General features: G+C 67.6%; 23 protein-coding genes and 1 pseudogene. 9 read left to right on the forward strand and 15 right to left on the reverse strand.

Annotated elements, in window-relative coordinates; translation table 11 throughout:
- Window positions 1–3 precede the first annotated feature (3 nt).
- The 5 genes from ABT063_RS00455 to ABT063_RS00475 all read right to left on the reverse strand — a co-directional run bounded on the left by ABT063_RS00455 (window position 4) and on the right by ABT063_RS00475 (window position 5342).
- A complete protein-coding gene (locus tag ABT063_RS00455; protein WP_351054837.1) occupies window positions 4–1596 on the reverse strand; it encodes a type I polyketide synthase in 1593 nt (530 codons plus the stop codon).
- Complete coding sequence (locus ABT063_RS00460) at window positions 1593–3362, reverse strand: fatty acyl-AMP ligase (RefSeq protein ID WP_351054838.1); 1770 nt, start codon at window positions 3360–3362, stop codon at window positions 1593–1595. Before ABT063_RS00460 ends, ABT063_RS00455 begins: the two co-directional genes overlap by 4 nt.
- Complete coding sequence (locus ABT063_RS00465; protein WP_351054839.1) at window positions 3347–3886, reverse strand: hypothetical protein; 540 nt, start codon at window positions 3884–3886, stop codon at window positions 3347–3349. Before ABT063_RS00465 ends, ABT063_RS00460 begins: the two co-directional genes overlap by 16 nt.
- Window positions 3856–4497 carry a hypothetical protein gene (locus ABT063_RS00470; protein WP_351054840.1) on the reverse strand — a complete coding sequence of 214 codons (642 nt, stop codon included), beginning with the start codon at window positions 4495–4497 and terminating at the stop codon, window positions 3856–3858. The genes ABT063_RS00465 and ABT063_RS00470 overlap by 31 nt, the downstream gene beginning before the upstream one ends.
- 215 nt (window positions 4498–4712) lie before the next feature.
- Window positions 4713–5342, reverse strand: a complete 630-nt coding sequence (locus ABT063_RS00475; protein ID WP_351054841.1) for a class I SAM-dependent methyltransferase — start codon at window positions 5340–5342, stop codon at window positions 4713–4715.
- Window positions 5343–5497: 155 nt separating this feature from the next.
- Here ABT063_RS00475 and ABT063_RS00480 point away from each other — a divergent pair, with 155 nt between their 5' ends.
- The 3 genes from ABT063_RS00480 to ABT063_RS00490 are packed head-to-tail and all read left to right on the forward strand — an operon-like array spanning window position 5498 to window position 8519.
- Window positions 5498–6661: a zinc-binding alcohol dehydrogenase family protein gene (locus ABT063_RS00480; protein ID WP_351054842.1), complete on the forward strand. Its 1164-nt coding sequence runs from the start codon at window positions 5498–5500 to the stop codon at window positions 6659–6661.
- Window positions 6662–6703: 42 nt separating this feature from the next.
- The gene (locus tag ABT063_RS00485) at window positions 6704–7756 is read left to right on the forward strand and encodes a 3-oxoacyl-ACP synthase III family protein (RefSeq protein ID WP_351054843.1); all 1053 of its coding nucleotides are present in this window, start codon (window positions 6704–6706) and stop codon (window positions 7754–7756) included.
- A gap of 25 nt (window positions 7757–7781) precedes the next feature.
- Entirely contained in the window at window positions 7782–8519 is a 738-nt protein-coding gene (locus ABT063_RS00490) for an SDR family oxidoreductase (protein ID WP_351054844.1), read from the forward strand.
- 50 nt (window positions 8520–8569) lie between these two features.
- Here the strand turns inward: ABT063_RS00490 and ABT063_RS00495 are convergent, their stop codons facing one another.
- On the reverse strand, window positions 8570–10138 hold the full coding sequence (locus ABT063_RS00495) for an MFS transporter (protein WP_351054845.1): 1569 nt from the start codon (window positions 10136–10138) through the stop codon (window positions 8570–8572).
- A gap of 149 nt (window positions 10139–10287) precedes the next feature.
- Here ABT063_RS00495 and ABT063_RS00500 point away from each other — a divergent pair, with 149 nt between their 5' ends.
- The gene (locus ABT063_RS00500; protein WP_351054846.1) at window positions 10288–10731 is read left to right on the forward strand and encodes a nuclear transport factor 2 family protein; all 444 of its coding nucleotides are present in this window, start codon (window positions 10288–10290) and stop codon (window positions 10729–10731) included.
- Window positions 10732–10789: 58 nt separating this feature from the next.
- Here ABT063_RS00500 and ABT063_RS00505 read toward each other — a convergent pair whose 3' ends face one another.
- Window positions 10790–11443, reverse strand: coding sequence for a TetR/AcrR family transcriptional regulator (locus ABT063_RS00505; RefSeq protein ID WP_351054847.1), 654 nt, complete (start codon window positions 11441–11443; stop codon window positions 10790–10792).
- A 207-nt stretch (window positions 11444–11650) separates the two neighbouring features.
- Between ABT063_RS00505 and ABT063_RS00510 the strand changes: the two genes are divergently transcribed.
- Both ABT063_RS00510 and ABT063_RS00515 read left to right on the forward strand, forming a co-directional pair.
- Window positions 11651–13144: an MFS transporter gene (locus tag ABT063_RS00510; RefSeq protein ID WP_351054848.1), complete on the forward strand. Its 1494-nt coding sequence runs from the start codon at window positions 11651–11653 to the stop codon at window positions 13142–13144.
- A gap of 237 nt (window positions 13145–13381) precedes the next feature.
- Window positions 13382–14095, forward strand: coding sequence for a LuxR C-terminal-related transcriptional regulator (locus tag ABT063_RS00515; protein ID WP_351054849.1), 714 nt, complete (start codon window positions 13382–13384; stop codon window positions 14093–14095).
- A 97-nt stretch (window positions 14096–14192) separates the two neighbouring features.
- Here ABT063_RS00515 and ABT063_RS00520 read toward each other — a convergent pair whose 3' ends face one another.
- The 7 genes and pseudogenes from ABT063_RS00520 to ABT063_RS00550 form a co-directional block, all read right to left on the reverse strand.
- Entirely contained in the window at window positions 14193–14348 is a 156-nt protein-coding gene (locus ABT063_RS00520; RefSeq protein WP_351054850.1) for a hypothetical protein, read from the reverse strand.
- A gap of 174 nt (window positions 14349–14522) precedes the next feature.
- Window positions 14523–15125, reverse strand: coding sequence for a TetR/AcrR family transcriptional regulator (locus tag ABT063_RS00525; protein ID WP_351055219.1), 603 nt, complete (start codon window positions 15123–15125; stop codon window positions 14523–14525).
- Window positions 15126–15160: 35 nt separating this feature from the next.
- A pseudogene (locus ABT063_RS00530) lies at window positions 15161–15509 on the reverse strand (CoA transferase subunit A); the annotation flags it as partial.
- Window positions 15510–15559: 50 nt separating this feature from the next.
- Window positions 15560–15739, reverse strand: coding sequence for a hypothetical protein (locus ABT063_RS00535; protein WP_351054851.1), 180 nt, complete (start codon window positions 15737–15739; stop codon window positions 15560–15562).
- Window positions 15736–17421: an FAD-dependent monooxygenase gene (locus ABT063_RS00540; RefSeq protein ID WP_351054852.1), complete on the reverse strand. Its 1686-nt coding sequence runs from the start codon at window positions 17419–17421 to the stop codon at window positions 15736–15738. Before ABT063_RS00540 ends, ABT063_RS00535 begins: the two co-directional genes overlap by 4 nt.
- 79 nt (window positions 17422–17500) lie before the next feature.
- On the reverse strand, window positions 17501–18643 hold the full coding sequence (locus ABT063_RS00545) for an alpha/beta hydrolase (RefSeq protein ID WP_351054853.1): 1143 nt from the start codon (window positions 18641–18643) through the stop codon (window positions 17501–17503).
- Window positions 18640–19803, reverse strand: coding sequence for a homogentisate 1,2-dioxygenase (locus ABT063_RS00550; protein ID WP_502990725.1), 1164 nt, complete (start codon window positions 19801–19803; stop codon window positions 18640–18642). Before ABT063_RS00550 ends, ABT063_RS00545 begins: the two co-directional genes overlap by 4 nt.
- Before the next feature lie 185 nt (window positions 19804–19988).
- Between ABT063_RS00550 and ABT063_RS00555 the strand changes: the two genes are divergently transcribed.
- From ABT063_RS00555 to ABT063_RS00565, 3 genes are all read left to right on the forward strand, one after another.
- Entirely contained in the window at window positions 19989–20705 is a 717-nt protein-coding gene (locus ABT063_RS00555; protein ID WP_351054854.1) for an IclR family transcriptional regulator, read from the forward strand.
- A gap of 502 nt (window positions 20706–21207) precedes the next feature.
- Complete coding sequence (locus ABT063_RS00560) at window positions 21208–22728, forward strand: GMC family oxidoreductase (protein ID WP_351054855.1); 1521 nt, start codon at window positions 21208–21210, stop codon at window positions 22726–22728.
- Complete coding sequence (locus ABT063_RS00565) at window positions 22725–24185, forward strand: aldehyde dehydrogenase family protein (RefSeq protein ID WP_351054856.1); 1461 nt, start codon at window positions 22725–22727, stop codon at window positions 24183–24185. The genes ABT063_RS00560 and ABT063_RS00565 overlap by 4 nt, the downstream gene beginning before the upstream one ends.
- A 542-nt stretch (window positions 24186–24727) precedes the next feature.
- Here ABT063_RS00565 and ABT063_RS00570 read toward each other — a convergent pair.
- Window positions 24728–25696 (reverse strand): helix-turn-helix transcriptional regulator, encoded by a 969-nt coding sequence (locus ABT063_RS00570; protein ID WP_351054857.1) that lies wholly within the window; start codon window positions 25694–25696, stop codon window positions 24728–24730.
- Between the last annotated feature and the right edge of the window lie 55 nt (window positions 25697–25751).

Consider the following 25751-nt stretch of genomic DNA (forward strand, 5'->3'; position numbering starts at 1 on the left):
CAGTCACGGGCGTAAGGGTCGGGGGAGGTCGGAGAGGACGACGTGCGCGTTGGTCCCGCCGATACCGAAGGAGCTGACACCGGCCACTCGTTCGCCGTCGCCCGAGGGCCATTCGGTCAGCCGGGAGACCACTTCCATCCCGAGGGCGGACAGTGGAATGGCGGGGTTGGGCCGCGCATAGTGGAGGGTGGGGGGGATCTGTCCGCGGTGCAGCGCCAGGACGTTCTTCACCAGGCCCACGAGACCGGCGGCGGCCTCGAGATGACCGAGGTTGGATTTGACCGATCCGATGAGTAAAGGGGCGGCTTCCGGTCGGTCACGACCCAGGACGTTTCCCAGGGCGCCGGCTTCGATGGGGTCGCCGAGGCGCGTGCCGGTGCCGTGTGCTTCCACATAGGCGACCGCGGCCGACGGGATGCCGGCTCTGGCGTACGCCTGGGCGAGTAAGGCCTCCTGCGCGGCTGGGCTGGGGGCGGTCAGTCCGTTCGACCGGCCGTCCTGGTTCATAGCCGTGCCGCGTACCAGGGACAGCACCCGGTCGCCGTCCCGGACCGCATCGCCGTACCGTTTGAGTACGACGCTCACGCAGCCTTCGCCGCGTACGATTCCGTCCGCGGCCGCGTCGAACGGCCGGCAGCGTCCGGTGGGTGAGGACGCCGACGCCTGGTCGGCGTACACCGTTGCGCCGGGCGAGAGCAGCACGTTGACGCCACCGACGATCGCGAGTTCACTCTCGCCCGAGAGCAGGCTCTGGGCCGCCAGGTGCAGAGCCACGAGCGAGGACGAGCAGGCGGTGTCCACGGTGAGGCTCGGGCCGCACAGGTCGAGAACGTACGACAGCCTGTTGGCGATCACACTGAGGGCCGTGCCCGGCAGCGACCAGCCGTTGATCGCCTGGAGATCCTCCATACGCCGACGCGCGAAGTCGTCCCCGCTCGCGCCGACGAACACCCCCGTGCGGCTGCCCGCCAGGGTGTCCGCCGGGATCCCCGCGTGTTCCAGGGACTCCCAGGCGACCTCCAGAAACATCCGCTGCTGCGGGTCCATCTCGGCGGATTCCGCGGGAGGAATGCCGAAGAACTCCGCGTCGAATCCCTCGATGTCGTCGAGGAAGCCGCCGACTTGGGTGGTGCGGTCGAGCACCGTGGCGTGCGCCGGGGACGCCAGGCGGTATGCCTCCCATCTGTCCTCCGGTACCCGACGGATGGCGTCACTGCCGGCTCGCAGGAACTCCCAGAGCACGTCGGGGGTAGAAATCCCGCCCGGCAGCCGACAGCCGATACCCACCACGGCGAGTGCACGATCGGCGGTCTCACCGGGGTGGGCAGCAGTGACCGCCTCGCCGTCCCGGAGCTTCGACGCAGGCTGCGGGGAGCCGTCCAGCTGGTCAGACAGGCGACGCACCGTCGGGTGTTCCCAGATGATCGTCGGGGCGACGGGCCTGCCGAGAAACTGTGCCAGCTGACCGGACAGGGCGACTCCGTTCCTCGAAGTCAGTCCGTACTCCCGAAACGGCCGGTCGATATCGATCCGGTCGGCCTCGATGGCGCACAGCCGGGCGAGCCGCTCCACCAGCCACCGCCGCAACTCCGTCATGAAGGTGTCCGATCGGCAGCCAAGATCTGGGCCGCGAGCTCCCCGCCGGTGTACATGTCCCGGCAGATACGGCGGCGCAGTTTGCCGCTGGACGTCTTGGGAATGGTGCCGCGGGTGACGAGGGCGACGTCGTACAGATCGATGTCGTGCGCGTCCGCCACTGCGGCGCGGATCGCGGTGCGCAGATCCTCCGGATCGACGGTGGCATCCGGACGCAACTCGACGACCACGACGGCCAGTTCACGCTCCCCCGTCTCCACCGGGAAGGCGGCGACATGCCCCCGTCGCACCGCAGGGCTGACCCGCTCGGCCGTCACCTCGATGTCGATGGCGTGGTGGTTGCGTCCGTCGACGATGACGATGTCCTTCGCCCGGCCGGCGATGAACAGTTCGGCGTTGTGGAAAAAGCCGAGATCGCCGGTGCGCAGCCAGCGGGCCTCGCCGTCGAGGACGTTGCGGAACGTCTCGTCGCTGTCTGCGCGCTGCCAGTACCCCTGGCACACATTGCCGCCGCGGACCAGCAGTTCACCCACCACGCCGGCGGGTACCTCCTGCCCCGTGGCGGGATCCACGACGCGGACATCCTGTCCCTGGAAGGCCTCGCCACACCCCACTAGGGGGCGGGCGGCCGGGTCGGCGTCGGCGCACGGTTCGACGCGGCCGGCGGCCAGCGCGGTACGGTCGAAGCTGCTCACTACCGGCTCGGCCTCCGCGCTGATCCCGGTCACGATCAGAGTGGCCTCGGCCAGACCCCAGCAGGGCGAGTGTGCGGTATGCCGGAAGCCGTACGGGGCATACGCCTCGGTGAAGCGCTCCAGCGACTGCGCCCGGACGGGTTCGGAGGCATTGCCGAAGTACCGTATGGAAGAGAGATCGAGGCCCGCCCTGTCCTCCTCCGTGATCGCGTCCACGCACACATCCAGCCCGAAGTTGGGGATCATCGTGTGCGTCCCGCGGTACTCGCTGAAGAGCCGTAGCCAGCGCAGCGGGTGCTGGATGAAGGCGTACGGGGTCATCTGTACTGCGGGTATCCCCACGCCCAGCGGGAGAATCAACGCGAACACGAGCCCCATGTCGTGGAAGAAGGGGAGCCAGCTCACGATCGTCGAGTGCTCGTCGACCCGTTGGCGGTCGACATGCTGAGCGACCGACACGGCGATGTTTTGATGCGTGACCTCGACGCCGCCCGGTTTCCGGGTCGAGCCGGAGGTGTACTGGAGGTAGGCGGTTCCGGAAAGATCCGTGTCTACGGGGGTCCACGAGTCCGCGTGCCCGTCATCCACTTGGTCGGCGAGGACGATATGTGCACCGGCCGTCGAGCCGCCGACCGTGGCCAGGGCCTCCGCGACCGAGTCCTTGTGCCGGTTGATCGTGATGACTACCGCGGGGGTGCAGTCGGCGAGGGTGGGGGCCAACCGCTCGGTTCGGCGCTGAAGCTCGGGCGGCAGCAGGGTTACGGGCAGCAGCCCGGCGTACAGGCAGCCCATGAAGGCCGCCACGTATTCGGGGCCGTTGGGGCAGAGAATGGCCACCCGGTCGCCTGGACTCGCCAGCCTCTGCAGCAGTCCGGCCATCGCTGTCGCCCTGCTGTCGAGGTCGCCGCGGGTCAACCGGGTCGTCCGGCCTGCCCAGTCGGTGTCGTAGTCGAGGAACGTCATGGCGACCGCGTCGGGGCGTTTCCTGGCGAGTTCCCGCACGGCTGGGGCGAATCCGCCGTTCAGTGCGGAGAGTTCCTCCCGCAGGGCTGACGTCACGATGTCGTGCACAACGAGTCACCGTCCTTGGCAAGCCAGTCGGAGAACGCCGCCAGGTCGGGAAGGATCACCGTCGAACACGACAGAACGGCCACGTTGTAGCGCATCTCAGTGATCGTGACGACGGTCCGTCCTGCCTGGAAGGCGCCGTACATTTCGGCGGCGGTGCCCATGCTCGGTTCGTGTCCGGGCAGCCAGACGACGCAGATGTCGCTGGCCGAGGCGAGCCGGGCCATCTCATGGAACACGTCGAGAAGTTCGAGCACCTCGGGATCGAGGCGCTCGCGGACGATGACGGGGGCGTCGGCGATGGCCGCGAGCGCTCCTCGGATCTCCGTTACGCGGTCGCCGTAGCGCTGCAGCACCAGTTCATGGGGATCGTGCACCACGGCGGAGGGGTGGAGTCTTTCGATCATCCTGCGCAGCAGGAGGCGGTAGGACTGGTCGGCGGCATCGATGCCGCGGCGGCTTCCCTGCATGACGCCGGCCAGGAAAAAGCTCGTTGTCACTCGTCCTCCGCTGAGTATTCGGGCCACTTCTGGTCGAGCGGTACGACCCGGTGGTAGATCGCCGCGGCATCCATGACGAACTCCGTGACCTCTGCAGGTGTGCCGTTCACCGCGTCGGCGATCAGCTCCAGTACGCGGTCGAACGCGGGCGTCCCGGCCTTGCTCACCAGGCCCTGGTTGTCCTTGGCGATCAGGAAGGCGGGGTCCACCAGTTGGTCTCGCGGTCGTCCGCTGAACGGCAGGACGAGCTCGCCCATCCTGAGTTCCTGGCGATGAAGGGCGCGGATGGAGAGGTTGTTCTGCATGGGCTCCAGCAGAAGACGTCGTGCGAACCCCGATGGCACCGGGAACGCGGGAAGTTCGGTGCCCAGATGAAAGGTGAACGCCCGATGCGTCACCATGGCGGATCGTCGGGGGCTGTACCGGGAGTACTCCAGGAGGAAGACCCCGTCGCCCACCCACCACGTCGCGCTCAACCGTGACGGCGCGGGCGTCCCGTCGGCGCGGACCCTGAGCGGATAGGCGTCCGTACCTGCCTGCACCGTTCCGGATACCGCGTCCGCGCGACGCAGCCGGAGCGGTTCGAGATGGGGCAGATAGGGATCGAGAACGGTGATCTCCCCCTGTCCGAAGTACATCGCCGGCGAATGGCCGCCCGCATAGAGATGCGTCGGGCGAACGCCGCACCGCTCCTCCACAAGTCGCGCGACCTCGAAGGTCTGCCAGCCGCAACCGCGCCCCAGACGCCACGGCGGTGCCCCTCTCCCGTAGTACTCGTGATACGAGGCGGCGCTGCTGTAGGGGACTCGGAACTGCACTTCCGCCAGCGCTTCCGAGAAGACCGACGCCCCCATCACCGGCGGATCGCCGTTCCGGTGAAGTAGGGCCCGCTGAAGGGGGGCCTGGGCTTGATCGGCACCGGCGGATCGGAAACCTGCACCTCGAATCCCAGGGCCTGCATGCGCTCGATCGACCGTCGGTTGGGACGGCAGCCGAACTGCACGCGCCGCAGCAGCGGACTGGTCAGATCCTGGGTCCGGCCACGTCTGCCGACGTCACGGACATGCTCGAAGAAGGACAGCTTTCCACCCGGCTTCAGGACTCGGTGAATTTCGGTCAGTACGCCGTCGAGATCGTCCACCACGCACAGAAGAAGAAAGGAGACCGCGGCGTCGAATTCCTCATCTTCAAAGGGGAGGCGTTCGCCCGTCGCATCGATCAGTTCGACCACGGGTGCTGCGCTTTCTGTCTTCCGCATCAATTGCGAGCGCATCCCGGATGACGGTTCGACGGCAACGACGTGGTCAGCCTTGCTGTAGTACGGAAGATTACGCCCGGTGCCCGCACCTATTTCCACCACACGACCGGTCAGATCTCCCACGAGAGTGGTGCGCAGTTGGGGTCCGCCGATGCCTCTTTCAAGTCTTTCAGAGAGGCGATCGTACTGTCGGGCGAGCACTTGAGATACACGGCCGTTTCCCATGCCTGGCGACTCTAGCCCTGAGGACTGAACCGCCGCAATAGTCAGGTAAATTTCTACGAATTCGTAGAACTACAACGGCGTAGAAAATTTGAGTTACCTGTTGCTTCTGTCACTCATTCATCGCTACGGTAATTTCAGGAGACGAGGAGGCGAACGTGATCCACACTGATGCTTGGGTGCTCCATGCCGGTCCGAAGACCGCCGGCCCGGAGACTCGACCGACCGGGACTCTACACCGCGAGTCGTTTCCCTTCGTCGAACCGAGCGACCACGAAGCATTGGTCGAACCGCTGTACGGATCGTGGGAAGCAAATATTGAGCACGCCCGGTCGCGTCGACCGATCGATGTGTGCCGACTCCGGGAAGAGGAAAAGGTAGTCCTGGGAAACCTCGGCATTGTGCGCGTCCTGGACCCGGGTGCATCTGCTTCTCTCAAAGAAGGAGACATCTGCATGGTGATGCCCTTCTCTAAACGCGACCGCTATGGCTACGCAGAACTTGTCTACGCCTATGAAGCACCACAGACCATCGGGCTTCTGGCGAAGCGCACAAAAATCGATACCGACCTTCTCCTCCCCATTCCGAAGAACAGCAAGTACTCGCTGCCGCAATGGGCGGCCTACGCCCGCTACTTCACCGCTTGGGACAACTGGCGCATCGCCCACCGCTGCTGGTCGACGCAGATGGAGGACCAGGACCCCGGTGACCACCTGGTCTTCGGGTGGGGCGGCGGCGTCGTGCTCGCCGAGCTGCAACTGGCCCAGCGCGCCGGGTTCCGGGTCGCCATGACCGCCGGCAGCGATGCCAGGCTGGCCGAACTCAGCAGGCTCGGCATCACCGGAGTGGACCGGCGGCTCTTCCCGCATCTGACCCACGATCCCGACAACCCGCCGAGTGATCCCGCCTCGGTGGCACGTTACCGCACGTCCGAGAAGGAATTCCTGAGGACGATCAACGCTCTCAGTGACGGGGCCGGCGTAGCCATATTTGTCGACAACATGGGGGCACCACTGTACAAGGCAACCGTCAAGGCCATGGCTCGGCAGGGAGTCGTGACCACCGTCGGCTGGAAGCAGGGGATGCGAACCTACAATCTGCGCGCGAGCGAGTGCATCAATCGACACCTCCACGTGAACACGCACGTCTGGCGATACCAAGACTGCGCGACTATACGCGACCAGCAGGAGCACACGGCGTGGATTCCCTCAATCGATCCGGCCGGAATCTACGAATTCGACGAGGTTGAGCAGCTCGCTGAGGACTACTCAAAAGGAAAGATCGGATCCTACTTTCCGCTCTATCGCGTTAATCAGGCCTGAGAACTCGCTACGCAATACGCACGAGAGAAAGGAAACTACTCCATGGCGAGGCATTCGCTGTACGAAACGGAAAGCCGACCTGGGGTGGGAATCAGAGTGATCGGACGCTGCCTTCCGGAGCGGGTCGTCACCAACGCCGAGCTGGCGCGGACCCTTCCGACGAACGACGACTGGATCCGCGAGCGGATAGGTATCGAGGAACGCCGCTTCTCTGCGCCTGACGAGTGGTCGTCCGATCTGGGAGCGAAGGCCCTTGCCGACGCCTGCCATGAGATGAACATCAACGTCCGCGACGTGGACCTGGTCATCTGCAGCACCTACACGCCCGACCATATGCTGCCCAATACTGCGGCCGCGATCATGCACAAGGCGGGTATGCCCCCCACTCCAGGTTTCGACGTAAACAGCGGAGGGTGTCCGGGAGCAGTATTCGCACTCGACGTCGGTGCGAAGTACGTTACCTCTGGAGAGTATCCACGTGTTGCCGTAGTGCTCACGGATGTGGGATCGAAACTCTTCGATCCGGAGGATCGCACGGTCGGCGTCATCTTCGGCGACGCGGCGGCCTGCTACATCCTGGAGCCGACGCTTCCCGGAAGGGGTATGGGAGACGTCCTCCTACGCAGCGATCCCGATCACTACTCGTCGGTGTACGCCGCACGTGAGTTACGCACGGACAAGAACGGCCTGCCGAAGAAGTCCGCGTTCGGGGACAACTTCACGACTATGCGAGGAAACGACATCAAGGAGTTCGTCCTCGGCGTCATACCTGACTTCATCCGAGAGTTCGTGCTGAAGGCCGGGCTCGAGCTGGACGACATCGACTTCTTCGCCCTGCACCAGGCCAACCGAAATTTGGTGCACGGAATCCTTGACGCCCTCGGGCAACCGCGCGACAAGACGCTGACGAACATCGAACGCATCGGCAATACCTCCGGCGCGTCCGTCCCCCTCGTCTTGCGGGAGGCAGTCGACTCGGGACGCCTGCGCCCAGGCCAGCTCGCGCTGCTGACCGCATTCGGTGGCGGGCTGAACTACGGGGCCGCCCTGGTCCGTTGGTGTGGACCTGAAGACTTCGTAATCCAAGAGACGTGATCCTCACCTGGTAAGGAGACAACTCTTGCACGTTAACTATGACTTCACCGGACGGACGGTGGTCATCACCGGCGCCGGCCGGGGCATCGGCCTGGCGGCGGCCAGGTTCTTCCACACCGCAGGAGCCGTCGTATGGCTCGTCGGCCGTGACGGGGCCCGGCTCAAGGAAGCAGCCGACAGCCTGGACGGTGCGCGTTTCGCGGAAGTCGACGTCACCCGCACAAAGGAAGTCGCCAACGTCGTGTCGGATGTCATCTCGGACACAGGCCGGATCGACATCCTGATCAACAACGCGGGAATTCTACGGGACAGGATGATCTGGAACCTGACCGACGAAGACTGGGACTCGGTGCTCGCAGTGCACCTCGGGGGCCCCTTCCGCTTCATTCGTGCCAGCGTTCCGCACTTCCGCCGTCAAGGCTGGGGACGCGTGGTGAATGTGACGTCATACGCCGGAATGCACGGCAATGTTGGTCAGACGGCCTACTCCGCCGCGAAATCGGGGATCATCGGTCTCACCAAGACCGCCGCGAAGGAGTTGGTGCGATTCGGAGTCACCGTCAACGCGATATCCCCCGTAGCCGAAACCCGAATGATCACGGCTCTGCCCGATGAGCAGCGCGAACGACTCCAGAGCATCATTCCAGCCGGGTACTTCGCTCCCGCAGCCGAAATATCCTGGGCATTGGCCTATCTCGCGTCGGATCAGGCCGGCTATGTGACAGGCACCGTGCTCCCTGTCGACGGCGGGATGTCGATCTGACTCCGGATCCTGGCCGCCGACCGGGTACGAACAATGTCGACCGTTGTCGGTCAGCTGGGCTGCTTCTCCTGGAGACGAATACTCTCCGCCCTACCGGGAGCAAGGAGCAGGACGGCCACCGCACCCACCGCCACGAACGCCGCGGCGACAAGCATCGCTCGATCCAGCCCGTCAGCAAAGGCATAACGGGCTGTGTCAGCAACCCGGGCGCCGGCGCTGCCACCGATCCGCTCCGCGATGGCCAGCGCGGCATCGATGGAATTCCGCACCATCACCAGCGACTCTGCAGGGATTGTGTCGCTGCGTTCGCCGACACCGGAACGATAACCACTGTTGAAAGCACTGCCGAGGATCGCGATACCCAACGCTCCGCCGACCTCGCGGGTGACATCGTTCACCGCGGACGCCACGCCCTGCTTCGAGGCCGGGAGGGAGGCGACGATCGAGTCGGTGGCCGGCGCCAGACACATGGCGATCCCCGCTCCGACGACAGACGTACCCAACAGCACGGGAAGGTAGGTGGAGTCCTTGTCCAGGGTGGCCAGAACACCCATGCCCCCTGCCATGATCGTCATGGCTACCGTCATCACGACCCGCAGGCCCAAGCGCCGTACGAGAGCGGGAGCCGCGGGCGAGACCACGGCGACAGCGACGGTCATGGGCATCAGGGCAAGACCCGCGACCAGCGGTGAGTATCCCTTGATCCACTGCAGGTACTGCAGCATCACGTAGAAGAGGCCGAAGATCGCCACGCTCGCCATGACGATCACGACCGAGCCGGCGGCGAAGGCTCCGATACGGAAGAACCGGGGGTCAAGCAATGGATGGTCGACACGGAGTTCCCACAGCACGAATGCCAACAGCGCCCCGACACCGCCGACCGCCGCCACCACGACGGCGAGATCGGTCCAGCCGCGTTCGGGACCTTCGATGATCGCGTACACGATGGCCACGAGGCCGACGACCGACAGCAGTGCGCCAACCACGTCGACGGGGGTCTCGTCCGGATCCTTCGAGGTCGGCACAACCGCGAGAATGAGAATCCCGGACACGACCGCGAGTCCGGCGCTCACCCCGAATGTCGACCTCCAAGAAAACGCCTCCAGCAAAGCGCCAGAGATCAACAGCCCCATCAGCGCGCCGCCTGCGGCCACCGCCGACCAGATCGCCACGGCCCCTGCCCGCTCTTCCGAAGGAAAGATGGTGGTGACGATCGAGAGCGTCATGGGCATGATCATGGCAGATCCCGCACCGGCCACCACTCGTAAGAGGATGAGCACGCTCGGATCGTCCACCCACATCGCCGCCGCTGACGCCGCTCCGAAGACGAGCACACCGGCCAGCAGCATGCCCTTCCGCCCGTACCGGTCACCCAAGGCTCCGGCGGGCAGCAGGAACCCGGCGAAGACGAGACCGTAGGAATTCATGATCCACAGCAGCTCGGCCTGACTGGCCCCGGTGTCTCCAGCTATGCCCGGCAGCGCCACGGTGAGACCGACAACCATGCTGACGATCATCATCAGAGCCACACACATGACGGCCAGAACAAACCGCCGTCGCGCCAGTCCAGGCGGCGCGCTCACCACGGGAGACGAGGTCGTCCCCTGCGCTTTCTCCATGTTTCGCTCCTTGCGCGGCCATGCCCGCATGACGCGGAGGCCATCGATACAAACGATTGATTGAAACGATCGCTTGAACTACCGTACGGGAGACGCCTCGAGCGCCGCAACCAGGTGCGCAGCACCTACGACCACAGGAGGCAATCGCGTTGACTTCGCAGGGCAGCACCGAGAAGAACAAGGAAACGGTTCGCGCTTTCATCGACGCGCTCAATCGCCAGGACCTCGCCGGCCTGGATGCGCTCCTCGCGGATGACGCGACATGGACGGTGTGCGCACGTGACATTCCGGGCGCCGGCTCACACGAGAAGAAGGTGGTCCTGGATCGGATTCTCCCGACCATGCTCGCGATCTTCGAAGCCGGCGAGCCTCAGACAGAGATCACACGCATGATCGCCGAAGGTGATGTCGTCTGCGCGGAGGCGGTCAGCCACGGCCGGTTGCTCCACGGCGCGGTTTACAACAACCAGTACTCGCACGTCTACGAGGTCCAGGGGAACCGCATAACGTCCATCAGGGAGTACACGGATACCGACTACGCAGCGAAAATCATGGCCGGAGCAGTCGAAGCCGGTCACTCACTCGATCTCTGACGGGCATCGGGCGGGCTCGATACGGGGCGCGGTGGCAGCGCGCTGGGCCCGCATCAGTTCACGCGCCTTCAAAGACCGCCAGCACAGCGTCCACGAGTCGTTCCGTTTCCTTGTCCGGCCCCATCGGCGCGGGAGCGGATCCCGCGGGAGTGCCGTGGGGAGCCAGATCGGCGAGGGCACCCGCCTGATGCAGGGCAAGGAGACCGACCATGACCCGGTAGCGGAAGGCGACCTCGTCCGGGGGCAGCGCGGGCAGAGCTCGGATCAACTCCCCCAGATAGCGGCCTTCCACCGCTTCGACCTCCTGGGCGAACAAGCGGCGGATCTCAGGGTCCGGTTCCACCAGCACCCGGCCGAGGAGGCGTACGACGGCGGGCGTCCCGTCCTTCCGCTTCCGCGTCAGGTTCGCGCCCGTACGAACGAAGGCTCCGACGAGGTCCGCCACTTCGGGCTTGCTTTCGCCGGAGAGGAAGTCGTCCAGCAGGCGCTGCCGCTCCTCGTTGACCGGTCGCATGGCCCGGCCGACCACCGCACGCAGCAGGCCTTCCTTCGACCCGAAGTGGTAGTTGACCGCGGCCACGTTGGCCCCGGCTGCTTCGGTTACCGCGCGCGTCGAGGTCGCCGCGTAACCACGCTCACCGAACAGCCGCTCAGCGACGTCGAGAATCCGGTCTTTGGTGCCCGGAGGCGTGGACGCGTCCTTCTCAGCCATGACCTCAATCTAAAACGATCGCTTGAAACGGGCAAGGCCGACCTCGTCCGAGGGTCGACGCCACACCGTGCGCGGTCGGGCGAGGTCTGCGAACAGCAAGGCACGAACCCGGCACGACAGCCAGAGAAACCTTTACATTGCTGTTCACTTTAAGAGTCGACCTCGCTACGGTAACTCTTACGGCACTGTTAGAGATCAGGAGCACTGGTGACCCAGGAGAGCCCGCCCCACGGCCCCGCCCACCCAGAAGCACAGCACCATGAGCACGACCACGGCCCGCCTGTCCCTCACCGCTGGGCGACACTGGCCCTGCTGTGCATGGCTCAGTTCCTGCTCATCGTGGACGTCACCGTCATCAACGTCGCCCTGCCCACGGTCGGCGACGAACTCGCCCTGAGCGCCGGCCAACTGACCTGGGCGGTGACGGCGTACACCCTCTGCTTCGGCAGTCTGCTACTGCTCGGCGGCCGCGCCGGTGACACCGTGGGCCGCAAGCGAATGTTCCTCGCCGGACTGCTCGTCTTCACCGCGGCGTCCCTGGTGTCCGGTCTGGCCGAGGACGGCGGAACCCTGATCGCCGCCCGCGCCGCTCAGGGTGTGGGGGCGGCCATGCTGTCGCCCGCCGCGATGGCGATCATCACGTCGATGTTCCATGGCGCCGAGCGCAATCGCGCACTCGGCGTGTGGGCAGCCATCGGAGGCAGCGGTGCCGCCTTCGGAGTCCTGCTCGGAGGTCTGCTGACCACCAGCCTGGGTTGGGAGTGGGTCTTCTTCATCAACGTCCCGATCGGGGCGGCGGTCTTCGTCTGTGTGGCCATCATGCTCAAGGAGAACCCGGAGAGCTCCGGGGCCCACCGCCAGGACTCCCCCGGAAGCATCGACCTCGCCGGCGCACTCACTATGACGGCCGCGCCCGGTCTGCTGATCTACGGACTCGTCCAGGCACGCGACCACGGTTTCGGCTCGGCCTCGAGCCTGCTGCCCCTGGCGGGCGCAGTCGTCTGTGCGGGGGTGTTCGTGGCGGTGGAGAAGTCGGTCCGCGCGCCGCTCGTCCGGCTCTCCGTACTGACGCGCCGCAACCTGGTCGGCGGCAGCGTGGTCATGCTCGCCGCATCAGGCGTCCTGATCTCCATGTTCTTCCTCTGCTCGCTCTACCTGCAGCACGTCCTGGGACTGAGCGCCCTCAAGACCGGACTGGTCTTCCTCCCGGTGGCGGTCGTCATCACGCTCGCCGCGCACCTGAGTTCGCAGGCGATCGGCAGGTTCGGCTGGCGTCCCGTGGCGACCACCGGGTTCGTGCTCGGCGCCGCGGGGAGCCTGCTGCTGTCGCGGGTCGAGGAGAGCGGGAGCGCATGGACCCAGGTGCTTCCCGGCTTCCTGGTCGTCGCGCTCGGCCTGGGCGCAGGGTTCGTGTCCGCCACCACCAGCGCGATGAGCGACCTGCCGCACGAGGACATGGGGCTCGCCTCGGGTCTGGTGAACACCTGCCATGAGATGGGCGCCGCCCTGGGCGTGGCCGTGGTGGCCGCGGTCGCGGGCGCGAGTCTGGAGACCGGAGGGGATTCGGCCCCGCCGGTGAGCGGTTTCGACAGCGCGTTCTTGGCGTGTGCGGTGATCTCACTGGGTGCGGCTGTGGCCGGCGCGCTGCTGCTCCCACGTGGGCGCCCCGATCCGTCACAGGGACCGGTCTTCGCGCACTGACCGGGCACCGCCTGCCACCTGGCACTCCAGGCCAAGCGCCGTTCGTCAGACGCCCACGGGACACCCGCCACCCGGCCGTTCCCCCGACGCATCCGGGTGGCGGGTCGCTTCAAACTGCTTGACTATGTAAATACGGCGATCGATAGTACTTTCCGATGACAAGCATTATTCGTTGTCTATCGGGAGGGACATCGTCGTGGGGGAAGACCGTTCCTGTTGTCGTCGGGCACAGTGCTTATGACGGCGGCCACGGGGGGCCGCAACACAACGTCCGAGCAGTACGGCCCACCACCGAAGAACCGCTCGGACGGCCACATCCTTCTGATCGATCCCGACCCCACCTCCCGGACCCTGATCCGGCGGGCCCTGGAGGAATCCAGCCCATCCGCGCCCGTGACATCGGTCGCCACCTCGGCAAGCATTCCCGTCGGCGGCCTCGGCGCCCCGCTGACCCTGGTCGTCTCCTCCGAGGTCAACCATCACGATGTAGCCCCCCTCGTGGAGTTGCTGACCCGGCAGGACACGCACGTGGTCATGGTCCTGCGCATGCAGACGCGCGAACGGTTCGAGGATCTACTGGGCTTCCCCTTGGACGCCGTCGTGCACGCCGAGGATCTGCGCGGCCCGGCGGTGGCCGAAGCCCTGGCTCACCGAGCCGACGAGACGGTCGCGGTCTCCCGGCACGCCGTACGCCAACTGCTCCACCTGGCCGGCAACTCAGCCGCCTCGGAAATCGCCACACCGTCACTCACCGCGCGGGAGGTGGAAACACTCAGCGGCATGGCGGCGGGCATGAGCAACCGTCAGATCGCCCGCGACATGGGGATATCGGAGCACGGCGTCAAACGCCATGTCGCTCATATCTTCGCCAAGCTGAACTGCCGCAACCGCACGACCGCTGTGGCAGTGGCCCTCCGGACGGGTCTGGTGCCCTATCGGCCCTCGCCATAGTCAGCGCGGCCCCGGGCCAACCGGCCGGGCAACCGATCACGGGATGCGGCTGCTGCTCGACCGCAGGTCGGGCCGCAGATGGCTGGTGAAACCGGCTCTACCTGCGGAATCTGGCGTCGATACCTCTGAGTGCGAGGTCGAGTTTCTGGGTGAACCAGTCGAACGGGGTGAGCGTGATGGCGTTGGCCATCGCGGCTCGTACGGCCCGTCTGTTGGGTGGATCGGTGTCTTTGGGGGCCCATAGTCGCGCCATGGCTTCCAGCGTCGGCTTCCAGCGTCGCCGGGGTGTCGACGAGTCCGTGGATGTTCTCGACGCCGCGGCGGTGGTCGACGGTGAGGTCGATGGCGAGGTCGACGGAGAGTACGGCGTCCTCGGCGGTGAAACCCTGATCGACGAGGGCGACGGCGAGGTCGTCGATGCGGTGCATCATCTCGGTCGGCATGAGGGCTTGGGAGAGTTCTGTGACGACCCCCGGATACTGGGCGAGGAGGTGCCAGAACGCCGTTGCGTGGGTGTGAAGGATCTGCCGCCAGGGTCCGCTGAGGGTGGCCAGTGGGTGGTGGTGATGACGTGGTTCCACGCGAGGGCGAGCAGATCGGCTCTCGTGGGTGCGTACCGGTAGAGGGTCATGGTGGAGACGCCGAGCCGGCGTGCGACGGCGGGGACGGTGATGCCGGCGAACCCTTCCTCGAGGACGGCGTCGATGATGTCGCCCTCGGTGAGTATTCGCGGCCGTCCGCTGGAGCGGCGGGGGGTGGTCATGGTGCGAGGAGTCGCAAGGTGCGGGCGGCGTTGAGTGCTCGCCAGTGTGCTGCGTAGCGCTGGTTCATGGTGAGAAGTTCCTGGTGTGTGCCGCGTTCGACGATGCGTCCGTCCTCGAGGAAGAGTATTTCGTCCGCTGTGGTGATGGTGGAGAGCTGCCTGGAAGACGGACCCGACCGTGCGGAACAACACCTCTGAGGCGATCTGGTCCAGGGAGACGCCGCCGAGCCGGATCTGGCCGGCTGACGGGTCGGCGTAGCGGAGCATCAGCCGCGCGAGCGTCGACTTGCCCGATCCGGAGGCGTAGAAGGCGGGAATGCCGCAGCCTCCGGCGCGGAGTTTCTCCGCGAGGGTGCCCTGCGGGATGAGTTCGACCTCCAACTCGCCGGTGAGGTACTGGCGGGCGAACTCCTTGTTCTCGCCGACATAGGAGGCGGTGACGCGGGAGAGCCGACGGTCGCGCAGCAGGATGCCCAGGCCCCAGTCGTCCACGCCGCAGTTGTTGGACACCACGCGCAGGTCGTCCACGCCCGTGGCGTGCAGGGCCTGGATCAGGGACATGGGGGTGCCGCAGAGGCCGAAACCGCCGACGGCGAGCGTCGATCCCGGGCGTATCGCGGCGAGCACCTGTGCGAGTGCGGAGTCGTCGATGGTCTTGTCGAGTCGCAAGCTTCCTCCAGAAGCGCGCAGCGGACAGGGGGTTACCGGCCGTCGGGTGTCGCGGCCGCCTCGACGGCCGTGCGGACGCGTTCGGCGTCGTCCACCTCGTGGGCGAGCAGCAGGGCGAGCCGGCTCAGGTAGAGCAGCGCCCCGTCCTCGCCCGCCGCGGTCATCCGGTGGCAGATCTCCGAGTAGATCTCGTCCAGTTGTTCGGCGTTCACCGCGTGTCCCTTCCGATGCCGCGTCCGGCGGTCATGGCCTCCGTCCAGGCCCGGACCTCGCCGGGCCTCGGGTGCTGTCGGCGTGCGTACAGGTGCCCGTCCGGGCGGATCAGGCAGACGGTTCCCGGCTGGGCGCCGTAGAGGGGGAACAGGCGCCCGGTGTGGTCGTGGGACGCGATCCGCGTCGGCGCGGCGGAGATCACGGCCGTGGTCAGCGGCACTGGTCCGGCGGCCAGGGCGTCCAGCTCCGCCCGCAGGTCGGGGGCGAGTTCTCCGTCGGCGGTGAAGGCGAGCACCGTGATTCTCGAGCCGAGCAGGTCGGTGAGGTGGCCCTCCTTGTCGCCCGGGAGGGTGAGGGGGCATTCGGGCAGTACGTCGCCCGGTCGCGGGCCGTCGTCGAAAGCGTCGGCGGGACCGGTGAATCCGCAGCCCTCGTAGGAGATCGGCTGTGTCTGCCGCGGGTTGATCAGCGAGGAGGCCCAGGTGTGTCCCTCGGCGGTCAGGCCGAGTACGGCCGTGCGCATGGTGTCGAACGCGAAGGAGGGCGGCGCCATGAACTCGGTGCTCTTGGAGGCGTACCGGATGTTCTCCCGGCCCGCGTGCACCCGCTCCGTCGAGTAGGTGTCCAGCAGTTCGACCGGCGAGTGGCCGCTCACGACGAACGCCAGCTTCCAGGCGAGGTTGTGGGTGTCGTCGATGGCGGAGTTCATGCCCCGCACGCCGAAGATCGGGATCAGGTGCGCGGCGTCCCCGGCGAACAGCACGCGGCCGTGCCGGTAGGAGTCGAGCGTGAGGGCGTTGGCCTTGTAGACCGAGATCCACACCGGTTCGACATCGTCGCGTTCGCCGATCATCCGCAGGTGGCTGTGCACCCGCGGCATCACGTTCTCCGGTCGCACCGCCTCTTGGGGATCCTCGTCCGGCTGCAACTGGTAGTCCAGGCGCCAGATGTCGTCGGGCTGCCGGTGCATGAGCAGTGTGGAGCCGGGGTTGGACGGCGGGTCGAACCAGGCGTAGCGCAGCGCGGGCCGGTCGGTCTTCAATTCGACGTCGACGATGACGTACCGGCCTTCGTACGCGGTCCCCGCGAGGCGCAGGCCGAGCTGCTCGCGCACGGTGCTGCGGGCGCCGTCGCAGCCCACCAGCCAGTCGGCGGTCATGGTGTAGGTGTCGCCGTCGTCGGTGCGCACTTCCAGGTCGACCCCGTCCGGGTTCTGCCGCACGGCCTCGACGCGACTGCCCCAGCGGACCTCGACCAGGCCATCGCCGTACCGGTCGGCGGCGTCGAGCAGGTACTGCTCGGCGTAGCACTGCTGAAGGTTGATCATCGGCGGGAACTTCTGGTTCTCGTCGTGCGGCATCGCGAACCGCAGGACCTCGGTGTCGCGGTAGTAGCTCACGCCACCGGTCCATGCCAGCCCCTTGGCCAGGTAGGCGTCCGCCGCGCCGAACTGTTCCATGATCTCCAGCGTGCGCCGCGACAGGCACGCGGCCCGGCTGCCGACGCAGACGGTGCGGTCGGACTCCAGCACCACCGAGGGCACGCCGTACCGGGCCAGTCCCAGCGCGAGGGCCAGACCGGTGGGGCCGCCCCCGGCGATGACGACGCGATGGCGCACGGGGTCTTTCCCGTCGGTCAGCTCCGGGAGGTGGACGGGATGGGTGACGTAGTCGAAGTACATCGGTGAGGGCCTTTCGTGCGTACGCCCCGGGACGTCGGCCGTCCCGTCGCCCAGTGTGGTGGAAGGAGTGACGTGGAGGTCATGCCGGCACGTCGTCCAGCCAGTCCAGGAGCGTGTCCACCATGAGGGCGGTGAGCTCCAGCTGGCCGACCAGGTAGTGCTTGCCGCCCTTGATGGGTGTCAGCGCCTTGCGGTCGTGCGGGACCGCGTCGTACAGGGCCCGGGCGTGGGAGGGGAAGCAGCCCTGGTCGGCGGTGCCGTACACGACGTGCACGGGGGTGTCGACGGTGCGCAGCCTGGCCGGGCCGTCGCCGCGGGAACGGCTCAGGGACCACTGGGACAGCCAGGAGCGCAGGGTCGTGTAGTGCCCGAGCGCGGCCGGCTGGAAGTTCGCGTTCCACGCGTCGCCCCACAGGGTTCCCGGCTCGCGGTCGGACGGGTCCAGCGACAGGTCCAGGAACCGGGGGTCCGCGCAGACGCCGTGCACCAGGAACGGCGCGTCCGCGATCCCGCGCTCGTCCAGTTCTGCCAGCTTCTGCTCGGCCCAGGCGGTGATCGCCTCGCTGCGTGCGACCTGCGCGGCGCGGTAGCGGCGCAGGAACTCCGTTGTGTACGGCGGTCCGTTCCGGGCGTCGAACAGGTCCAGGTCGGGGTCGCGGTCGAACGGGTCCTGCTCGCTGCGGACCGCCGGGTCGAGCCACTCGGCGAGCAACTGGGCCCGGCCGGGGTGGGCCATCGCGAGGACGAGCGCGTCGGCGGGGGGCAGGTCGGCCTGGGTCAGGTCGGGCCCTCCGCCTGCCGGTGCCGCTGTGATCGTGGGGCGTTCGGCCTGGTTCTGGTACAGCGAGACGAGGCCCCCGCCCCCCGAGTTGCCGAAGAGCACGACCCGCTCGTAGCCCTCCTCCCGCAGGTGCCGGACGACCGACCCGACGTCGACGACGCAGTTCTCCAGCAGCAGGGCGGTGTCGTTGCCGATGTAGCGGGTGGTCATGCCGATCGCGTCCACGCCCGCGCGGGCGAAGGCGCCCAGCGCGTAGTGCCCGAGGAAGTTCGAGGACGGGTGGACGGCGACCACCGCGGTGCGGGCGGTCTTCCCCGGCCGTGCCCGGTGCCTGGTGCACCACAGCGTCCCCGCCATCCGGGCCACGCCGGAGTAGATCTCGTTCGCGGAGGCGGGGGTGCGCATGGGCACCGCCAGCAGCTCCCGGTCGGGTGTGTTCATCGCCCGACCCGCCAGCTGCTCAGGTATTCGGGGTCCTCGCAGTCCATGGCGGCCGTACCGAGGCGCAGGGGCCGGTAGGTGTCGAGCATGACGGCGGTCTCCTCGGTCCGCCGGGCGCCGAGCGCGGCCTCGATGCTGCCCGGGTGCGGGCCGTGGATGAACCCGGCGGGGTGCAGCGAGACCGAGCCCTGGCCGATGCCCGTGCCCTTGCGGCTCATGAAGCTGCCGTCGGCGTAGAACAGCACCTCGTCGGAGTCGACGTTGGCGTGGAACGGCGGGACGGGCACCGCGTCGGGGTGGTAGTCGAACAGGCGGGGCACGAAGGAGCAGATCACGAAGCCCGGGCCCTCGAAGGTCTGGTGCACCGGCGGCGGCCGGTGCAGGGAGCCGGTGACGGGCGAGAAATCGGCGATGTTGAAGGCGTACGGGTACAGGCAGCCGAACCAGCCCACCACGTCGAACGGATGGGTCGCGTGCACGTAGCGGGTGACGCCGTCCCGGTTGCGCACCAGGACCTCGATGTCGGTGCCCTCGGCGAGCAACGGGCCTTCGGGGCGCCGCAGGTCCATCTCGCAGTAGGGCGCGTTCTCCAGGAACTGCCCGGCCCCGGAGAGGAAGCGCTTGGGCGGCCGCACGTGTCCGGAGGCTTCGAACACCACCGCGTGCAGTGCGTCGCCGTCGGCCGGGACCCAGCGGTGGGTGGTGGCGGTGGGCACGATCACGTAATCGCCCTTGCCGACCTCCAGGGTGCCGAACACCGACTCGAGCCGTCCGCTGCCCGCCTCGATGTACACCAGCTCGTCGCCGATGGCGTTGCGGTAGAGCGGGGACGGTACGTTCGCGACCACGTAGGTCATGACCACGTCGTCGTTGCCCAGCAGCACGTGCCGGTCGCGGACCAGGTCGCCCTTGCCGGCGAGGTTGTGCGGGCGCAGGTGCCACGGCTTGAGCGGGAAGTTCGCGACCAGCGGTGGCCGGGCTTCTTCGACCGCCTCCACCGTGACCACGTCGGTCGGGGCCTCCCGGTGGTAGAGGAGCGAGGAATCCGAGACGAAGCCCTCCTCGCCCATCAGCTCCTCGCGGTAGAGAACACCGTCAGGCCGACGGAACTGGGTGTGCCGGGTGCGGGGTGTCTCGCCCAGGTGCATGAAGTAAGGCACGTGATCCAACTCTCCCCTATAGTTCGTTAAACGAACAGGCAAGTTCGATTAATGACCTCATCGTGGCTCTGCGGCCAAGGCTTTGTCAACGCAGGTGGCCCAGGCGCGAGAGCTTCTGGCGCAGGGCGAGATGATGCTCCGCGTTATCGTTCGTTTTGCGACTCACCAAGTTCGAGGGGGCTAGGGTGGAGATCTCCAAGACCGCCGACCAGGCGTTGGTCCTGTTGCTGCGGATCGCCGATCAAGGTGCACAGACCCCGGTCGAACTCGCCCGGGCAACGGGCCTGAACCGCACCGTCGTGCACCGCCTGCTGGCCACACTGCAGGGGCGGGGGTTCGTGCTCAAGCGTGGCGACCGCTACGCTCTCGGCGCCGTACTGATGCGCATGGCAGGTCAGTTCGAACCTGAGTTTCGGGCAGTGGCGCGGGAGGTCATGACCGCTCTCGCCGACAAACTGAACGAAACGCTGGTGCTCGCCGTCCGCGAGGACGACCAGGTGGTGATCGTCGAGCAGGTGACCGGCTCGCACCACCTCGTACGCGTCCAGTACGACCTCGGTTACCGCCATCCGATCACGCTCGGCGCCAGCGGGCTGGCACTGCTCGCCTTCCTCGACGCGCCGGAGCGCGAGGCCATCCTCGCTCGCGTCGAGGAACCGGAGCGGATCCACCGGCGCCTGTCGGAGGTCCAGACGCTGGGCTACGCGGTCACCCACGACGAACTCCGGGTCGGCGCCTACGGGCTGGCGGTGCCGGTCCGCGACGGCGATGGCTCGTTGATCGCCAGCCTGGCGGTCATCGTGCCGACCACCCGAACGCCGGGCTTCGCCGACTACGCGCATCCGCTGACCACGGCCGCCGAACGGATCACCGAGCTGCTCGCCGGAACGGCGGACGAGTAGAACGGGGATCGGTCACAGACCGGCTCCCGGAACGCAGTTCACGGCGCCTGCGGCGCGCCGTGACCAGCGAGGGCCCATGGATGTCGAGCCAAGCAGTCGGCTCAGCAACTCCACCGGCAAGGTCGGACGTCAGGGCGCCCCAGGGAACCGCCGCCGCGCGGCTGCCTGCCGCAGTTCTTTCCCATCGCGCCGCCCTGCCGCCACACGAGTGCGTCGCACTTTTCGGTCGCTGTGAGTTCGATCCACTGACCGTCCGCCCGCACATGGGCACTGACGCACCGAATCGAACTACCTCGAATCAACCTGACCGGATACCGGGGCCCTCCTATGACCGCCCTGCCGGATGATGCAGCGCGTTCTCGGCGGGGAGGTCCGTCCGCACGGCGACTCTTGACACCACTGCAACCACGCCGCAATATTCCGAACACGCAAGTTCGACAAACGAACGCGATCCCAATGATTCTCCTGGCGGGAAGCCGTCTTGATCGGTACGGGAGTACGCATGACCGAGGGAACATCCACCTATGACGACATCGTCGTCGGCGCCGGCTCAGCGGGCTCGGCGCTCGCTCGTCGGCTCGTCGACACGGGCCGACGTGTCCTGCTCGTCGAGGCCGGCCCGCTGGATACACGGCCCGAGATCCATGACCCCGCGAGCTCGCTCGCACTGTGGCACACCGAGGTCGACTACGCCTACGTCACCGAACCGCAGGAGCATGCCGCCGGGCGACGTCTGGGATGGCCGCGGGGCAAGGTCGTGGGCGGAAGCAGCTCGATCAACGGCATGATCTACGCCCGTGGCGTTCCCGAGGACTACAACAGCTGGGCGTATCGAGGCTGCTACGGCTGGGACTGGGACTCGGTTCTTCCCTACTTCAAGCGGTCCGAGGACCACGAGGAGGGCGCGTCGGAGCTGCACGGCCACGGCGGACCGCTGCCGGTCGGCCGGATCAAGAACCCGAACCCCCTGGCCGCAGCGTTCGTCGCGGCGGCGACCCAGGCGGGGCTGCCCTTCATCTCCGACCCGAACAACCCGGAATACCTCGGGGTGAGCTATACCCAGCTCAACGTGCGGGACGGACGTCGCCGCAGCGCCTGGGCGAGTTTCGTCGAGCCTGTCCTCGGCAACCCCGCGCTGACCGTGGTGACCGGCGCCGTCGTGTCGCGTCTGCTGTTCGACGGCGAGCGCTGCGTGGGGGTGGAGTACGTCCTCGACGGGCGTACCGAGCAGGCGCGGGCGGAGAACGAGGTCGTGGTCAGCGGCGGCGCGATCGGGTCGCCCCAGCTCCTGCTGCTCTCCGGCATCGGGCCGGCCGATCAGCTGCGGGCTCTGGGCATCGACGTCCTCGCGGATCTCCCCGGTGTCGGTGGCAATCTGCACGACCACCTGATCTGCCCGGTCCTGTGGGAGACCACGCAGCCGCTGCCGCAACCTGCGGCGCAGGGCCTTGAGGTGAACATCTTCTGGAAGAGCCACCCCGATCTGACCGCGCCGGACACACAGCCATTGCTGGTTCACGCGCCCTACCTCGGAGACGACCCGAACGTGCCGCAGAACGGGTTCACCTGCTTGGGCGGGCTCGTACGCCCGCTCAGCCGGGGGCGCCTGTGGCTGCGGTCGGCCGACCCGACGACGCCGCCCGCGCTGGACCCGCAGGTGTTCGCCGAGCCCCACGACCTCGAAGTGATGGTCGACTCCGTCGAACTGGTCCGCGAGATCGGCCGCCAGCCTGCTCTGGGCGAGTGGCGCAAGGACGAATGGGCTCCGGGCACCCACGTCACCAGCCGGGACGCGGTGCGCGACTACGTCCGCAACCGCGTGCAGACTTATCACCACCAGGTCGGTACCTGCCGGATGGGCGTCGACCGCGAGGCGGTCGTGGATCCGCAACTGCGCGTCCACGGCGTCGAGGGGCTGCGCGTGGTGGACGCCTCCGTCATGCCCGACGTCCCGTCCGGGAACACTCATGCCCCCACCGTCATGATCGCCGAGCGGGCCGCTGACCTGCTCATCGGGAAGTGAGGACCGACATGTACGACAAGGGCCAACTACTCATCGGCGGGAAGTGGGTCGACTCCTCCGGCGAGCGATTCGAGACGATCAATCCGGCGACCGGTGAGATCATCGGTGATCTCGCGCTCGCGGGCTCCTCTGAGGTCGACGCGGCCGTCGACGCGGCGGGACGTGCGTTCGAGTCCGCAGAGTGGGCCGACATGATGCCCGACGAGCGGGGGCGGCTCCTGTGGCGGCTGGCCGACCTGGTCGAGCAGAACGCGCGCGAGCTGGCCGAGGTCGAGACCCTCGACAACGGCATGCCGGTCACGCTCAACGAACAGTTCGTCCTCCCCAACGTGATCAGCGTCCTGCGCTACTACGCCGGTTGGACCACCAAGATCACCGGTGCCACCTCGCCGGTGTCGGTGCCCGGCTTCGCCCACCACACCCTGCGGGAGCCACTGGGTGTCTGTGGGCTGATCACACCGTGGAACGCGCCGCTGATGATCCTGGTCTGGAAACTCGCCCCGGCGCTGGCCACCGGCAACACCGTGGTGATCAAGCCCGCGGAACAGGCACCGCTGTCCACGTTGCGCCTCGCCGCGTTGGCAACCAGAGCCGGCTTCCCGCCCGGGGTGATCAACGTGCTCACCGGCGACGGTTCGACAGGGGCGGCCCTGGTCCGGCACCCCGGGGTCGCGAAGATCTCCTTCACCGGCTCCACCGAAGTCGGCAAGGAGATCCTCCGCGCCAGCGCGGATCGTCTGACGCGCGTGTCGCTGGAGCTCGGTGGCAAGGCGCCCAGCATCATCGCCGCAGACGCCGACATCGACGCCGCGGTCACGGGCAACCTGCTGGGCGGGCTGTTCAACGCCGGCCAGATCTGCGCGCAGTACGCGCGGATGTACGTCCATGCCAGCCGCATCGACGAGTTCGCCACGAAGATCACTGCCGCCGTCTCCGGCATGGGCCTGGGCAACGGCATGGACCCGGCCACCCAGCTCGGCCCGCTTGTCTCCGCCGAGCAGCTGGAGCGCGTGATGCGCTATGTCCAACTCGGCGTCGACCAAGGCGCGACCTTGCTGACCGGTGGTGAGCGGGCCACGTCAGGTGGCCTCGCGCAGGGGTTCTTCCTCCGGCCGGCCGTCTTCACCGACGTGGCCGACTCGATGACGATCGCCAAGGAGGAGATCTTCGGCCCGGTGCTGTCGATCCTGTCCTACGAGGACGAGGACGATGTCGTCGCACGCGCCAACGACACGCCGTACGGACTGGTGGCCAGCGTGTGGACACGCGACATCGGGCGCGCCAACCGGCTCGCGCGGCGGCTGAAGGCCGGAGCGGTGTACATCAACTCCCTGCCCGTGCAGGATCCGGCAGCGCCGTGGGGCGGACGCAAGGCCTCCGGCATCGGCCGCGAGATGGGGTGGCAGGCCATCGAGGCCTACACCGAAGTCAAGGGCATCTGGACGAACCTGTCATGACGGGCCGCCCCCAGCCGACGACGTCCGGGGCCGGCCCGTCCAGCCCGACCACCCCCGAAGCACGCGGCACAGATCCGGCAGACCCCGAGCCGCGAGGAGGGGCGGAGACGCAGACGGCCGGCGGGTCGCCGCTCGGCCGCCTGCGGACGCTTGCCGGTAGGCCGACGATGATGATCTGCCTGGCCACGATCGTCTGTTCACCCTGAGCCCGGCGCCGACCCCGGGGAGCCTGTCGCGGAGCGCGATCGCAGGCATGCTGCCCTTCGCCGCGATCATGGCGCTGGCCTCGACCGGGCAGTCCCTTGTGGTGCGCCAGCGTGGCCTGGACCTGTCGGGCTCAGTCACCGTCCGCGGGCCGGAGAGCCAGGCCCTGTGGTACCGGCCTGGGCGGCCGCAGGGCGCATTCGACCTGTACGTAGATCGCCGCGAACAGGACGGCCCGACGGGCAGAGGGGCGGCAAGACCGGTTGGCGCAGCCCGGCGAATGCGATGGCGGTCTCGATGCCGACGACCTGCCGTTCTGCGCAGGTCGGTCGGTGCGGTCAGGCCCGCGCACCGTAGAGCACGGTGAGTTCGGTGGCCACGGCGGCGAGTTCGGCGCGGACCTCGGGCGGGTCGAGGACCTCGACGACGGCGCCCATGGAGAGCAGGCCGCGTACGTCGGGAAGTTCGCGGAAGGCGAGTTCGGCGCGGGCCCAGCCGTCATCCGTGGGGTGGGGCGGGGCGACCAGCTGGGAGGCGAAAAGACGCCGGAAGATCTCCAGTTGCGCGCAGCGTACGCGGCAGCGGACGCGGATGCCGTCCGGCAGGCTCTCGAAGCGTTCTCGCAGGAGGGCCCAGACGGTTGCCAGGTTCTGGCCGGGGCGGCGGTGGACGGGTTCGTCGGTGACCTCGGCGGCCAGGATGCGGTCGGCGCGAAACAGCCGGGGCTCACCGTGCCGGTCGGCGACCAGGTACCAGACGCCTGCCTTGCTGACCAGCCCGTACGGGTCCACGGTGTGACTGCGTGGCTCGCGGGCGTCGCTGCTGCGGTAGGCCAGCCGGAGCCGGCGGTCGGTGAAGGCGGCGTGCTGGAGTTCCGCGAGGTGGGCGTCGGAGGCCGTTCCGGTGCCGTGCATCCAGCGGACAGGGTCGACGAGGACGCGCTCGCTGGTGCGTGCGGCGTCACCGCGGTGCGGGGCGGGCAGCGCGGCCATGACCTTGCGCAGCGCGGAGCGGAACGCCTCGCCGAGGCCGAGGGCGTCGTGCGTGCCCTCGGTGGCGAGGACGAACAGTGCGCGTGCCTCGTCGTTGGTCAGCCCGGTGACATCGGTGCGGTAACCGGGCAGCAGCCGGACGCCGCCGCTGCGTCCGCGCTCCGTCCACACCGGGACGCCGGCGGCGGACAGCGCTTCGACGTCGCGGTAGACGGTGCGGACGGAGACCTCCAGGTGCTCGGCGAGTTCGACGTGGGAGATCCGCTCGCGGGTCTGCAGGAGCAGCAGGATGGACAGCAGTCGGTCGGCTTTCACACGAGTGAGCGTAAATCCTGACGTCGGGTGTCACGTATGGGTGGAATGCTTACTT

It is taken from the genome of Streptomyces sp. NPDC002838, assembly GCF_040295365.1.
Taxonomy (GTDB): Bacteria; Actinomycetota; Actinomycetes; order Streptomycetales; family Streptomycetaceae; genus Streptomyces.